This window comes from Sphingobium sp. TomMM35A (assembly GCF_054771735.1).
Window position 1 is genome coordinate 612,978 of record NZ_BSRC01000001.1, and the last position, 14,252, is coordinate 627,229.

At 63.3% G+C, this 14,252-nt stretch carries 11 protein-coding genes; 7 read left to right on the top strand and 4 right to left on the bottom strand.

Annotated features, from left to right (window positions below; genetic code table 11):
- Positions 1 to 25 precede the first annotated feature (25 nt).
- From ACYU8T_RS03085 to ACYU8T_RS03105, 5 genes are read left to right on the top strand one after another with little or no spacing between them, the layout of a single operon-like run.
- Positions 26 to 667 (top strand): OmpA family protein, encoded by a 642-nt coding sequence (locus ACYU8T_RS03085; RefSeq protein ID WP_461158476.1) that lies wholly within the window; start codon positions 26 to 28, stop codon positions 665 to 667.
- A 13-nt stretch (positions 668 to 680) separates the two neighbouring features.
- Complete coding sequence (locus ACYU8T_RS03090; protein WP_461158477.1) at positions 681 to 2,075, top strand: TolC family protein; 1,395 nt, start codon at positions 681 to 683, stop codon at positions 2,073 to 2,075.
- Between the two features lie 54 nt (positions 2,076 to 2,129).
- Positions 2,130 to 4,289, top strand: coding sequence for a type I secretion system permease/ATPase (locus tag ACYU8T_RS03095; protein ID WP_461158478.1), 2,160 nt, complete (start codon positions 2,130 to 2,132; stop codon positions 4,287 to 4,289).
- On the top strand, positions 4,286 to 5,293 hold the full coding sequence (locus ACYU8T_RS03100) for a cell wall hydrolase (protein ID WP_461158479.1): 1,008 nt from the start codon (positions 4,286 to 4,288) through the stop codon (positions 5,291 to 5,293). The genes ACYU8T_RS03095 and ACYU8T_RS03100 overlap by 4 nt, the downstream gene beginning before the upstream one ends.
- A complete protein-coding gene (locus tag ACYU8T_RS03105; protein WP_461158480.1) occupies positions 5,290 to 6,564 on the top strand; it encodes an HlyD family type I secretion periplasmic adaptor subunit in 1,275 nt (424 codons plus the stop codon). The genes ACYU8T_RS03100 and ACYU8T_RS03105 overlap by 4 nt, the downstream gene beginning before the upstream one ends.
- A gap of 14 nt (positions 6,565 to 6,578) precedes the next feature.
- Here the strand turns inward: ACYU8T_RS03105 and ACYU8T_RS03110 are convergent, their stop codons facing one another.
- The 3 genes from ACYU8T_RS03110 to ACYU8T_RS03120 all read right to left on the bottom strand — a co-directional run bounded on the left by ACYU8T_RS03110 (position 6,579) and on the right by ACYU8T_RS03120 (position 10,478).
- Positions 6,579 to 7,604 carry a transglutaminase-like cysteine peptidase gene (locus ACYU8T_RS03110; RefSeq protein WP_461158481.1) on the bottom strand — a complete coding sequence of 342 codons (1,026 nt, stop codon included), beginning with the start codon at positions 7,602 to 7,604 and terminating at the stop codon, positions 6,579 to 6,581.
- A 113-nt stretch (positions 7,605 to 7,717) separates the two neighbouring features.
- Complete coding sequence (parE, locus tag ACYU8T_RS03115) at positions 7,718 to 9,691, bottom strand: DNA topoisomerase IV subunit B (RefSeq protein ID WP_247231624.1); 1,974 nt, start codon at positions 9,689 to 9,691, stop codon at positions 7,718 to 7,720.
- 103 nt (positions 9,692 to 9,794) lie between these two features.
- Positions 9,795 to 10,478, bottom strand: a complete 684-nt coding sequence (locus ACYU8T_RS03120) for a GcrA family cell cycle regulator (protein ID WP_247231622.1) — start codon at positions 10,476 to 10,478, stop codon at positions 9,795 to 9,797.
- A 115-nt stretch (positions 10,479 to 10,593) separates the two neighbouring features.
- Between ACYU8T_RS03120 and ACYU8T_RS03125 the strand changes: the two genes are divergently transcribed.
- Positions 10,594 to 11,442: an ABC transporter permease gene (locus tag ACYU8T_RS03125; RefSeq protein ID WP_201513480.1), complete on the top strand. Its 849-nt coding sequence runs from the start codon at positions 10,594 to 10,596 to the stop codon at positions 11,440 to 11,442.
- 140 nt (positions 11,443 to 11,582) lie between these two features.
- Here ACYU8T_RS03125 and ACYU8T_RS03130 read toward each other — a convergent pair whose 3' ends face one another.
- Positions 11,583 to 12,899: a UDP-glucose dehydrogenase family protein gene (locus ACYU8T_RS03130; RefSeq protein ID WP_097091222.1), complete on the bottom strand. Its 1,317-nt coding sequence runs from the start codon at positions 12,897 to 12,899 to the stop codon at positions 11,583 to 11,585.
- A gap of 160 nt (positions 12,900 to 13,059) precedes the next feature.
- Between ACYU8T_RS03130 and wecB the strand changes: the two genes are divergently transcribed.
- Positions 13,060 to 14,205 (top strand): non-hydrolyzing UDP-N-acetylglucosamine 2-epimerase, encoded by a 1,146-nt coding sequence (gene wecB, locus ACYU8T_RS03135; RefSeq protein WP_461158482.1) that lies wholly within the window; start codon positions 13,060 to 13,062, stop codon positions 14,203 to 14,205.
- The last annotated feature ends 47 nt before the right edge of the window (positions 14,206 to 14,252 follow it).

Below are 14,252 nucleotides of genomic sequence, written 5' to 3' on the forward strand. Positions count from 1 at the left end.
AGCGGGGATGATGTCTACGGGGGCCTTGGCGGCGCCCACTTCGCCCCTGCTGCAGATGGGTCGTTCAGAGCTCAAGGGTGCGCTGAAGAGCCGTTATGACACGGCTGTCGCAGCGGCGGGCGACGCAAGCTTGCGGGCAGCGCAGGACAGCCGCTGGACCTGGGCCGTGGAGGCCAAGAACCAGTGCGGCATAGCGCTGGGCTTCATCAAATCCGGCACTAGGGATGCGGACAGCATCAACAAGTGCGACGACTTTGTGGCACGCCTATCGGCGCCGCCACCGCCGCCGGTGCCGGCCGCAGCTTCAGCCCCACCCGCGCTGGACTGTACGGCACCGGCGGTGTCCATTTTCTTTGATTGGAACATGGATACGCCGCTGCCCGAGGGCGCTGCGACGATCAGTCAGGTGACGCAGTCCGCCGCTCAATGTGGTTGGACCCGCTTTGGCATCACCGGCTATACCGATACGTCGGGCGGCACGGGCTATAATGATGCCCTGTCGCTGCGCCGGGCGCAGAATGTTGCCGGGCTGATGGCCCAGGGCGGCATCGCGATGGATGCGATGACCGTCAGCGGGTTGGGCGAGACCCAACTCAAGATCGAAACAGCCGACAATGTGCGCGAACCGATGAATCGTCGGGTCGAAGTCACTGCCAGCGCGAATTGAGGGGAGCGCGATCATGACAATCCTGCGCAAGACATGCGGCAGCCTCATGGCTCTGTGCGCCGCGACCATGGCAACCAGCGGCTGGGCACAGACCACCGACCTCAAGAGCGCCATCGCCGCCGCGATCGACAGTCATCCGGAAATCAATCAGGCGATCCAGAACAAGGAAGCGATCGAGTTCGAGCGGGAACAGGCCAAGGGCTTGTATCTGCCCCGGGTCAGCGTGGAAGGATCGGCTGGTATTCGCCGGCTGGAAAATAACACGCGGCGGACGCTGGGTATAGGCGACCAGACGCTCTATCCACTGGAAGCGAGCGTCCTGGCGGAACAGACGCTGTTCGATTTCGGCTACCGCAGCGCCGAAAAGCGGCGCCAGGCCGCCCGGATCGACGGCGCGGCTCTGCGCGTGGGCGAACGGTCGCAGTTCGTTGCGTTGAACGTCACGCGCCAATATCTCGACTATATGCTGCAACAGCGCGTCGTAGCAGCGGCGGAGGATAACATCGCCTTCCACCGCAAGCTGCTCGGCGACCTGGGCGAGGGCGTGTCGAAAGGGTCGATCAGCATCGCCGACCAGCAGCAGGCCGAAGAGCGTCTGCAATCCGCGCTGGTGCGCAAGAGCGAGGCCGAGCAGGACCTGACCAACGCCGCGATCAGCTTTCGGACGCTCACCGGCCTTTCCATCGATCAGGTGTCGATGCCGGATTCAGTGATGAGCGCCGTCCCGCCGACGCTGGACGAAGCAATAGCTGGCGCGCGCACCAACAATCCCCTGATCCGGGAAGCGGAGGCCGACATTCAGGCGGCTCATGCGGTCGTGGACGAGGCGGAGTCCGAGCTTGGGCCGAAGGTTGTGCTGGAAGGGCGTGGCCGCATCGGTGAGGATGTCGATGGCTTCCGTGGCAGCACCAATGACGTGCAGGGGCGTGTCGTCCTGCGCTGGCAACTGTTCGACGGCGGAATCAACCGGGCGAAGGTCCAGGAAATGACCCGCCGGGCAAGCGAGGCGCGTTTCCGGCTCAGCCAGCGTCAGCGGGAGGCGGAAGACGATGTCCGCACCGCCTGGAACCGTTGGGACACGGAAAAGAAGCGGCTGACCGACCTGTCGCGCCAGGCAACCGTGTCGGACTCCCTGCTGGTATCTTACCGCGAGCAGTTCAACGTTGGACGCCGTTCGCTGCTTGACGTGCTGGACAGCCAGAATACGCGTTTCAATACGCAGGTGCGGACGGAAACGGCCCGCTTTTCCGAAATCTTCGCGCAATATCAGATCCTGGCGGCGACCAATCAGCTGCTCGACACTCTGGGGATTGCCCAGCCTTCGGGCGCCAATCCTTATGCGCGCAAGAAATATGATGTCCCGGATCTGCCGCCCGCCGAATTGCAGCGGCGGCGCTATCCGGGCTGAGTTTCCATCTTTGGGGGTCACCCCGGCTTCGGCTGGGGTGGCGCGGGGTAAACAATGTTGGAACGAAGCACATTAAGTCTGGCCGAATGGCTGGACCATCAGGGTACGCCCGGCGACGAATTGAGTGAGTGTATCGCCCATGTCGCGCGGCATTTCGATCGATCGCCCGGGATCGTCGCGTTACGGGCGGGCCTTGCCGTTGATGAGTCGGGGCGCTTGCCCTTTCATCAGGCGGAATCCGCACTGGATCAGATCGGCCTGCTGAGCGACCATGTCCGCGGCCGTCTGGAAAAATGGCGGCCTGCCAATCTGCCCGCGATCCTCCCGCTAAAGGGCGAGCGCTTTCTCCTCCTGCTGGATCTGAAGCAGGGCGACGCGCTGATCCAACTCCCTCATGCGAGTGAGCCGGTGTGGGCCCGGCTTTCCGATCTGGAGCCTTATTTTCTTGGCGAGGCGCTGGCGGTCATGGCCGATCATGGCCGCGAGCGGGCCGAGGAACGGCCGTGGGATGAACGGGCACGGCAACATTGGTTCTGGCGCGAAGTCTGGCGGGCGCGGGGCTCCTTCGGCTATGTCATGCTTGCGGCGGGGATCATCAATCTGCTCGCCTTTGCGCTGCCACTGTTCACGATGAACGTCTATGACCGGATCATCCCGAACAAGGCGGCGTCCAGCCTTTGGGTGCTGGGTGCGGGCGTCATGCTGGCCTTTGGCCTCGACTTCGCGCTGAGGCTCGCCCGGGCCCGGCTGGTCGATGAGGCTGGGCGGGACATTGACGAGCGCCTGTCGCAGCGACTGTTCGAGAAGGTGATGAATGTGCCGCTCGCCAGCCGGGCGGGCAGCACCGGGGCTCTGGCTCGGCGCGTGTCGGAATTCGAAAGCGTCCGGGAGTTCTTCACATCGACAACCGTGGTGCTGGTGGTGGACCTCAGTTTCCTGTTCGTGTTCGTCGGCATCATCGCGCTGCTGGGTGGTTGGCTCGCGATCGTTCCTGTCGTCATGATCGGGATCATGGCGACGGCGGGCTATTTCCTGCAGCGTTCCATGGCGGCCCTGTCGCGTGACGCGCAAGCGGATGCCAGCCTGCAAAGTGCAGCGCTTGTGGAAGCAATCGGCGGCATGGAAACGCTGAAGGCATGCCGCGCCGAAGGGCGGATGCTCGACCGGTGGCGCCGTTACGCTCGAATGAGTGCATCGACGCAGGAAAAGCTGCGGCGGCTGAGTTCGACCAGCGTGACGCTCGCATCGCTGTGCCAGCAGGTGACGAGCATCGCGCTGGTGATCGGCGGTTTCTATATGTTCGCGGCTGGCGACATCACCATGGGCGCAATTATCGCGATCGTCATGCTGGCGGGCCGGTCATTGGCGCCCGTCGGGCAGCTGGCCTTCGTGATTGTCCGCGCGCGGCAGGCGATGACGACGTTGAGCAGCCTACAGACGCTGATCGACCAGCCGGACGAGCGGCTGGATGGCGCGCGTGGCATCATTCCCAAGGTGCGCAAGGGTGCGATCGTCGCCGAGGGGCTGGAGTTCAGCTATCCGGGCGCCACCCAACCGAGCCTCAAGGGCATCGATCTGCGTATTGAGCCGGGCGAACGGATTGGCATCATCGGGCGCGTGGCATCCGGCAAGTCGACGCTGGGACGAGTGTTGTGCGGCCTCTATCCGCCAGCCGGTGGCATGCTGACCATCGATGATGTGGACAGCCGCCAATATCATCCGCACGAACTGCGCTCCGCCTTCCGTTATGTCGGGCAGGATGCGGAACTGTTCAGCGGCTCGGTGCGCGAAAACCTGTTGCTGGGAGCACGGGACGCCGACGACGAGAAGCTGCTGGACGCGCTGGAGCGTTCGGGCGCGTCCCGCTTCTTCGGGCGCGATGCCGCCGGGTTCGACCTGCACATCGGCGAGCGCGGCAGCCGCTTGTCGGGCGGGCAGCGCAGCTTTCTGGTGCTGGCACGGGCATTGGTGGAACCGGCGCGGCTGCTCTTTCTCGATGAGCCGACCGGAGCGATGGACAATCAGACGGAAAACCTTTTCGTCGATCATCTGGCAAAGGCATTGGAGCCGGAGCAGACGCTGATCGTATCGACGCACCGGCATGCGCTGCTGCGCATCGTCGATCGGCTGATCGTGATCGATCACGGCGTGGTTCTGGCGGACGGGCCACGCGACGAGGTTATCGGGCAGCTTCAGAAGGGAGCGGTGCAATGAGCGCGCTATCCGCACGTGAAGCATCCCTGCTCGGCGTGACTTGTGCGCTTGTCACGGTCTTGGGTGCAGGAATGGCCGGCTGGCATAGTGGTCCTGCTCCTCACATGTCGGTCGAGACAAAGATCATGGACGATGTGCCCGCCATTCCACGTCAATATCGCGCACTGGTAGACATTACGGAACGCGAAGCCGCGCCCTTGACGACTGGGCAGGAGGCGGAGGTGCAGAATGGCAGGCTCCGGTTTGCGCAGGGGGCTGTTGCGGCAGCATCGCCTTTTCGGGCCCTGCAATCATCAGGCGAGGACAGGAGCCGCGCGCTGCAATGCCTGACGCAGGCCATCTATTATGAAGCGGCTGCTGAACCGGAAAGCGGCCAGCGCGCGGTGGCGCAGGTCGTGCTCAACCGTGTGCGTCATCCCGCCTTCGCCAAGACGGTGTGCGGCGTGGTGTATCAGCGCTTCAACGCGTCCGTATGCCAATTCAGTTTCGTGTGTGATGGGTCGCTCGCGCGGCGGCCGGTGGCTGTGCTCTGGAACCGGGCACAGCGGATCGCTGCGGCGGCGCTGGCGGGCGAGGTTGAACCCAGTGTGGGCACGGCCACCCATTATCATGCGGATTATGTGTTTCCTGGATGGGCGCCGCACCTGGCAAAGCTGGCGAAGATCGGCGCGCACATCTTCTATCGCTGGCCGGGCGCCTGGGGCCTGCCGCGCGCCTTTGTGGGGCGCTATGCTGGTGGTGAATATATCCCCGCCTTCAATCCGGCGCAGATGGCGACGTTGAGCGAGCCGGAGATCGATTATCCCCCAGTCGCGGCGCTGCCGGAACGGCGGGCGGCCAATGATGTAGGCGGGCGAATGGACCCGACCAAGGGGTGGAAGCTGTCCATCCCTGATCCTTCGCAAGGTGGCGGTGCGCTGAGCACCATGCTGGCGGCGCAGGAAAAGGCGAAGGCGGTAGCGCTCGCAGCCGATGAACATGCAATGCAAGAGGCAAAACCATGATGGGGCGCTGGATCGACTGGCTGCGGGGGCAGCCGGGCAACAAGCAGGTCATCCTTTATAGCGGCGGGGGCATGCTGGCGTTCCTCTTGTGGGCCAGCCTCGCGCCAGTGGACGAAGTGACGCATGGGCAGGGGCGGGTGATCCCGTCAAGCAAGGCGCAGGTGATCCAGTCCGCCGAACCGACCACGATCGAAGAGATATTGGTCCGGTCGGGGCAAAAGGTCAGCAAGGGACAACTGCTGGTGCGGCTGGATGACGCGATGTTGGCATCCGAGCTGGGGCAGTTGCAGGCGGAGACGCGATCGCTTGCCGCGCGGGCAGGAAGACTGGAGAAGGAAGGCACTGGAGCGGGCGAAAATTGCACGACCGGTGGCCCCGAATGTCAGCAGGAGCAGGCGCTCGCGGCGGTCCGTCAATCGGCGCTCCGCAGTAAGCAGGATGGGCTGTCCGCTCAGGTGGAGCAGCGCCGCCGGGAGCTGGGCGAGGCGCAGGCCACGATCGACAGCCTGGGTGGCAGCGTCCAACTGGCGCGGCAGCGGGTGGCGATGTTGGAGCCACTGGCCGCGAAGTCCATTATCCCGCAAACCGAATTGCTCGATGCCCGGCGTGACCTGGTGGATGCGCAGGGGCGGCTCAACGCGGCGCAGCAGCAGGCGTCACGTGCATCCGCCGCGATCCGCGAGGCGCAGGCGCAGCTGTCGGAAGCCAATTACCAGTTCCGTCAGGATGCTTTGAATGAACGCAGCCAGTTGGAGGCGAAGATCGCCGTCAACAGTGAGTCTCTGCGGGGGGCGAAGGGCCGCGCACAGCGCGCGGAAATTCGCTCGCCAGTCGATGGCGTCGTCAATGATGTGCAAGTGACGACCATCGGCGGCTTCGTGACTGCGGGTCAGAAGATCATGCAGATCGTGCCCATCGGCGACAAGTTGCTGGTAGAGGCGCGGGTGAAGCCGAACGACATCGCCTTCATCAAGACCGGTGATCGCGCCGTGGTGAAGGTGACGGCCTACGACTTTTCCATCTACGGCGGCCTGAGCGGGACCGTGCAGCAGGTTTCAGCCGACAGCGTCTATGACGAAGCGACGCGGGAGGCCTATTTCACGGTTGTCGTCGAAACGGACCGGGCATGGCTTGGGTCGGGCGCGCACAAACTGCCGATCACGCCCGGCATGGTGTGCGATGTCGAGATATTGACGGGCCGCAAATCGGTGCTCGCCTACCTGCTGAAGCCGATCATGAAGGCGCGCGCGGAGGCGTTGCGGGAGCGGTAAGGCAGCGGATCTTGTCAGCGAGCGGCGAACTGGACCGGGTGCGGCGTCGTCACGCGATAGCCGTGGGTCCAGCGGCCATAAGCGTTGAAGCTCATGATCGGCCGATAATCGCTGACGGCAGACGAAGGCAGTACCCTGTCTGTCATATTGTCGAGCACCAGCAATTCATGGCCTAAACGTACCGCGAGCACCGCGTGATCGGCCTGCCGTACCAGGTCTCGCGCGATGACGAGGAACATGGCGCGCCGGTCGAAGCCTGCCGCTTCCAGCAGTTGCATCTTTGCGATGGCGTAGTCTTCGCAGTCGCCAACCCCGCGCTGTAGCGACTGGTTGGCCGAAGCCCAGCTGTCGCGCCCCTGCCGGTCATCAGCGAAGCGCAGGCGGCTGTTGACCCAGCGATTCACCATCTCCACCTGTTGAAGCCCGGCGGCGGCGCGGGCCGATCGCAAGAAGCTTGCGGATATGACGGGAGCTGAAGCCGATCGGGCGATTGCCGCCCATTTGTCATCGAGCGGTGTCCGGCTTACCGCCATCGCCACCGATCCGAAGATATCCGGCTGTCCCGCGCGTGGCGCTGGAGCAGATGGCAGCGGCGTGGCCTTAGGCATGACGAAGGTAGCGGCTGGTGCTGTCATCAGCCCGCGCATGAAGGCCGGGACAAGGTCGGGTTGCTTGTAGCTGAGCGAAGACTGGTTCAGCATCAACCGGACGCCTTGCAATTCCCACCCAGGCATCTGCGACAGCATCCGCTCGACCCGGCTGCCGTTGACGACGGCCTGCGGTTCGGCAAGCGGCGACGCCCAGTTCAAGGAAGATCCGCTCCCTTGCTGCGCGCTGATGGCGGTGAGGCGGCTCATGCCGCCCGCGAGCAGGGTGGATGCGAGACGGTCGGCCTGACCGTAGGCTGCACCGCTTGTCGTCGAACTGAGCATGGCGGCCGAAGCAGGGGCTTGGGCGAATGCGGCGCCGCTCTGAAGCGTCAGCAGCAGGACCGGAGCGGCGCGTGGCGCGATGCGAAGGATCGGGGCGAAGCCTGACATGCTTGCCGGTATCGCCCGGAAAATTGAACATCCCGTGGCCCGCCGTGGTTAATGCTGCGGTAGCCACGAAATCGCGACAGGCTCAGTGCCGGGGCGCTGATGCGCGAATAGCGTCAGGCGTCGATCGCTTCTTCGTCCACCGTTGCGGCATTTTCCTGGATGAAGGCGAAGCGGTGCGCGGGATTGGTGCCCATCAGCCGCTCAACCAATTCGCGTACTTGCTGACGATCTTCGACATCATCGGGCAGGGTGATGCGGATGAGGCTACGGGTCTTGGGGTCCATGGTCGTTTCGCGCAGCTGGTTCGGGTTCATTTCGCCAAGACCCTTGAACCGGCTGACCTCTACCTTCTTCCCCTTGAATTCGGTGCGCAGCAGTTCCTCGCGATGGGCGTCGTCGCGCGCGTAGAGGCTCTTGCCCCCGGCGACGAGGCGATAGAGCGGCGGCTGGGCGAGATACAGATGCCCACGCCGCACCAGTTCGGGCATTTCCTGGAAGAAGAAGGTCATGAGCAGCGTCGCGATATGCGCGCCATCGACATCGGCGTCGGTCATGATGACGATGCGCTCATAGCGCAGATTGTCCGGATTGCAGTCCTTCCGCGTGCCGCAGCCAAAGGCCAGGATCATATCCGCGATTTCCTGGTTCGCCAGGATCTTTGCGTTGTTCGCGGAAGCGACGTTCAGGATCTTGCCGCGCAGGGGCAGGATCGCCTGTGTCTTGCGGTCGCGCGCCTGCTTGGCCGATCCGCCTGCCGAGTCGCCTTCGACCAGGAAGATTTCCGTGCCCTCCGGATCGTCGGTCGAACAGTCGGTGAGTTTTCCGGGCAAGCGCAGCTTGCGGGCTGAGGTTGCCGTCTTGCGCTTGACCTCTTTTTCCGCCTTGCGCTTCAGCCGTTCGTCCATGCGATCGACGACATAGGCGAGCAATGCCTTGCCCCTCTCCATATGGTCGGAGAGGAAGTGGTCGAAATGGTCGCGCACCGCGTTTTCGACAAGGCGAGCGGCTTCGGGGCTGGTGAGGCGGTCCTTGGTCTGGCTCTGGAATTGCGGATCTCGGATGAAGACGGACAGCATGATTTCCGACGACGTCACGATGTCGTCGGCGGTGATGTCCTTCGCCTTCTTGTTCCCCACCAGCTCGGCGAACGCGCGGATGCCCTTCACCAGGGCGGCGCGCAGACCGGTCTCGTGCGTGCCGCCATCGGGCGTAGGGATGGTGTTGCAATACCAGCTATAGCTGCCGTCCGACCAAAGCGGCCAAGCGATCGCCCATTCGACGCGGCCGGCAGCGTCTGGGAAATCCTGGCTTCCCGAAAAGAAAGCGCTGGTCGCGCATTCACGCGTGCCGATCTGCTCTTTTAGATGATCGGCAAGACCGCCGGGAAACTGGAACACCGCTTCGGCGGGGGTATCGTCATTGATCAGCTCAGGCGCGCATTTCCAGCGGATTTCGACGCCCGCGAACAGATAGGCCTTGGACCGCGCGAGCCGGTAAAGGCGCGCGGGCTTGAACTTCTGCTCGCCGAAAATCTCATGATCGGGGATGAAGCTGACCGACGTGCCGCGCCGGTTGGGTGCGGCACCGACTTTTTCGAGCCCGCTGGTCGGTAAGCCTTGGGCGAAGCTTTGTCGAAACAGCTCCTTGTTGATTGCGACTTCGACAACGGTGACGACGGAAAGGGCGTTCACGACGCTGATCCCGACGCCGTGCAGGCCGCCGGAGGTCGCATAAGCCTTGTCCGTGAACTTGCCGCCGGAATGAAGTGTGGTGAGGATGACTTCGAGTGCGGACTTGCCCGGAAATTTCGGGTGCATGCCGACTGGGATGCCACGGCCATTGTCAGTGATGGTCAGCTTGTTGCCGGGTTCCAGCGTCACCTCGATCCGGGTGGCGTGCCCCGCGACCGCTTCGTCCATGCTGTTGTCGAGCACTTCGCTGGCAAGGTGATGCAGCGCCCGTTCGTCCGTGCCGCCGATATACATCCCGGGGCGGCGGCGTACTGGCTCCAGCCCTTCCAGCACTTCGATGGAGGAGGCGTCGTAGCCGGAAGAGGAAAGGGGCTGGCTCGCGAACAGATCGGACATGCGCACAAGCTATAGGCGGGTGGGCGGCGGGCGCAAGCAGGAGGAATGAAGAAGGGCCGGTCTCATCGACCGGCCCGGTGATATTCTAGAGGTAAGCGAAGCGTCAGCGTACGCGCGGCCCGCCGAAGGGCAGCGGCGGCGGGGGACGGCGCGTACCGCGCGGCAGTTGAGCCTGATAGGCGCGGCCGCAATGCTCGACGCAATAGGGAAAGCCCGGATTTACGGCTTCACCGCAGAAATGGAAGTCTGGTTCGCCCGGGTGGCCCATAGGCCATTTGCAGATACGCTCGGTCAGGTCGAGCAGCGTCGTCTTGCCTGCGATCTCCGGGCTCGGCTTGGCAGGGACCAAGCGGCGCGGTGGCGCGGGGGGGATCGGAGCCTGCTGGTCGCCGGGGCCCTGGCGCAGGAAGCCACCCGGTCCGACCGATATGATGCGCGGTTGCGGCGCGGGAGCAGGGGCGTCCGCGGAAGGTGCCGCAGCAGATTGCGCGGGAGCGGGCGCGACCGGCGGGGCAGGCCGCGCGGGCGCTGGTGCGCTATGCTGCTGCACGGGCGCGGCAGGCTTGGGCGCTTCGGCCTCCGGCGCAGCTTTCCGGACGGGCGCGGTCTTCTTGGGCGCTTCGTTCGGCTTAACAGGCGATGGGCGCGATTGCAGGCCAAGGCGATGCGCCTTGCCGATCACGGCATTACGGCTCACCCCGCCCAGTTCGTCCGCGATCTGGCTGGCGGTCAGGCCTTTTTCCCACATTGCCTTGAGCTGGTCGATACGCTCGTCGGTCCAGGACAATGAATGACTCCTCAAATTCTCTGGCTAGCGCCCTATATGGGACGCGCCTGCACAGGTTAAAGCCCGTGCACAACGCCCTTGCGGCACAACAGACCAGCCGATAGTCGATCGAAGCATGAACGAACAGCCCCAATTTTCCGTACCCGCCTCTTCGCGGCCTGCTTTTCATGAACCGGGTGAGCTCGTCATCCGCAACGTCAATTGGGCGGGCACGCGTGCGCTATACCGGAAGGAGGTGCGCCGCTTCATGAAGGTGCAGCTCCAGACCATCTGGGCGCCCGCCGTCACGACGCTGATGTTCCTCATCATTTTCTCGATCGCCCTGGGAGGTGCGAACCGGCAGGTGTTGGGCGTTCCTTTCGCGGACTTCATCGCGCCCGGGCTCATGATCATGGGCATGATGAACAATGCGTTCGCCAACAGCAGCTTCTCCCTGCTCGCCGGCAAGATGCAGGGTACGTTGATCGACTATCTGATGCCGCCCTTGTCCAACAGCGAATTGCTGCTGGCTCTGGTCGGTGCGGCAGTGACGCGGGCATTCTGCGTCGGACTGGCCCTGTGGGGAGCGATGGCGCTGTGGCCGGGCGTCCATGTTACGCCTGCACATCCCTGGGCGATCGCCTGGTTTGGCCTGATGGGAGCGGCACTGACGGCGTTCATCGGCGTACTGACATCGATCTGGGCGGAAAAGTTCGATCATGCCGCTGCGATCACCAATTTCGTGATCGGGCCGATGACGCTGCTGTCCGGTACATTCTATTCCATCGATCGACTGGCGCCAGTATTCCAGGCGATCAGCCATGCCAACCCGTTTTTCTATGCAATCTCAGGGTTCCGCTATGGGTTCGTGGCGGCGGCCGATGGAGATGTGGTGGTGGGCAGCATCGTACTTTTGGTGCTCAACATCGCGCTGGCGCTGCTGTGCTATATTCTTCTGAAGCGTGGTTGGAAGCTTAAGGCTTGATATGTGGCGAATGGGTCAGATGAAGCCCGCTATCACTGGGATGACTTGGGTCAGGACGAACAGAGCCGTCGCGGCGGCCAACCAATGACGGAGGCGGGGAAGGCGGGGACCGTCCCAGCCTTCCCCAGAGCGAAAATCCATCAGATCACGCCCTTGCCACCTACCCGGGTAAGGGCGAAGCCTGCTGCCTCTGCTTCGCTGCGCGGATAAATATTGCGCAGGTCGATCAGCAGAGGCGTGTTCATCGAACCGGCAAGGCGCTTTAGATCAAGCGCGCGGAAGATGTCCCATTCAGTGACGAGCACGAGGGCATCGGCGCCTGTTGCCGCTTCATAAGCGTCCTTCGCCATCGATACGCCCGGCATCATTGGCTTGGCGACATCCATGCCTTCGGGATCATAGGCGACGATCCGGGCGCCTGCATCCTCCAACGCCTGCACGATCGCGAGGCTGGGGGCATCACGCATATCATCCGTGTTGGGTTTGAAGGTGAGGCCGAGCAGCGCGACGGTCTTGCCGCGCGCTTCGCCACCCAGCGCCTTCACGATCTTGCGGCCCATCGCTCGCTTGCGCAGGTCATTTACCTGCACCACCGTCTCCACGATGCGGATCGGCGTGTCATAATCCTGCCCGGTCTTCACCAGGGCCAGCGTGTCCTTCGGGAAGCAGGAACCGCCATAGCCGGGACCCGCGTGCAGGAACTTGCTGCCGATCCGGTTGTCGAGACCGATGCCGCGCGACACGTCCTGCACCTCCGCGCCGACCGCTTCGCACAGGTCCGCCATCTCGTTGATGAAGGTGATCTTGGTCGCCAGGAAGGCGTTGGCTGCATATTTGATGAGCTCGGCCGTCCGGCGGCCCGTGAACATCACCGGCGCTTGATTGAGGTTCAATGGCCGATAAATCTGGGCCATCACAGCGGTCGCCCGTTCGTTGCCGGTGGTGCCCACGACAACGCGGTCGGGCCGCTTGAAATCGCTGATCGCGGCGCCCTCGCGCAGGAATTCGGGGTTGGAAACCACCTGAATATCCATGCCTGGGCGGACTTCATGGACGATGCGTTCGACTTCATCGCCTGTGCCAACGGGCACGGTCGACTTCGTGACAATGACGGTGGGGCCGTCTACTGCTTGCGCGATCTCGCGTGCCGCAGCGTAGACGTAGCTGAGGTCCGCATGGCCATCGCCACGGCGCGAAGGCGTGCCGACGGCGATGAAGATAGCATCCGCGCCCTTCACGCCCGCAGCAAGGTCAGTCGTGAAAGTCAATCGCCCCGCCGCGGCGTTATTTGCCACCAGTTGATCGAGGCCGGGTTCGTAGATCGGCATGCGGCCGGACAAGATCGCGTCGATCTTGGCAGCATCCTTGTCGACGCACACCACGTCATGGCCGAAATCGGCGAAGCAGGCACCTGATACCAGGCCGACATATCCCGTGCCGATCATCGTGATCTTCATAAATTACCCACTGCCTCGTTCGAAAAAATGAAGGATTGACCGGGCCCTAGCATAGGTCATTGCACCTGCGAAAGCGCGCGTCGGAATTACCCCTTGTTCAGGGGATGGTTACGATTTGCTGGCAGGGGGTAGCCTTAAAGGCTCGCATCAAGGGGCGAATATGAAAATTGCGGTGGTATTCGGGACACGCCCCGAAGCGATCAAGCTGTTTCCTGTCATCCATGCGTTGAGCGCGCGCGATCATGTCGATGTGCGCGTGATCGTCACGGCGCAGCATAGGGGTTTGCTGGACCAGGTACTCGACATTGCGGGCATAAGGCCGGACATCGACCTGGACGTCATGACGCCGAACCAGACACTGGATGGCCTGACGGCCAAGCTGATCGTCGATCTCGGCAAAGCGTTCGATGCAGAAAGGCCTGACCGCATCATCGTGCATGGCGACACGCTGACGACCATGGTCGCGAGCCTTGCTGCCTATTACCGGCAAATTCCGGTCGCTCATGTGGAGGCCGGGCTGCGCAGCGGAGATATTTATCACCCCTGGCCGGAGGAGGTGAACCGGCGGGTTGTCGCTTGCGTGGCCGACATGAACTTCGCCCCGACCCAAGCCGCGGCCGAAGCTCTTTTGCGCGAGAGCCGCGATCCGTCCGGCATCCATGTCACTGGCAATACCGTGATCGATGCTCTGCTTACGACGCGCGAAAGGATCGTCGCAATGCCTGGGCTTGCGTCTGGCCTGGATCAGTTGGCGACGCGATTTGCAGGGACGCGCATCCTCGCCGTCACCAGCCATCGGCGGGAGAATTTCGGCGGCGGCATGGAGGCGATCGCCCGTTCCATCGCTGACATCGCCGCACGTCCGGACATCGCCGTGATCTTTCCCGTTCACCCCAATCCAAATGTGCGCCCGATCATGGAGGCTGTTCTGGGCGGATTGCAGAACGTTGCGATGATCGAACCGCTTGATTATCCTCATTTCGTAAGGCTGCTGGACATGTGCCATCTGGTGCTGACCGACAGCGGTGGCGTGCAGGAGGAGGCTCCGTCGCTCGGCAAGCCGGTACTCGTCATGCGCGAAACGACGGAACGTCCCGAAGGGGTAGCGGCTGGGACCGCCAAGCTGGTGGGGACAGATCGCGTCCGGATAGTTCGCGAGGTCCTGTCGCTGCTTGATGACGAAGCCGCCTACCGGGCAATGGCGCGCGCGCATAATCCATTTGGCGACGGTCGCGCTTCGGAGCGGATTGCAGCCATCATCGCATCGGGCGGCGTAGCGACGGAAGGGCTGGACGAGGCAGCATAGCTTCGCGCAATGGCATTCCAGCTCCGTTGCTAAACGCGTCTCTCCAT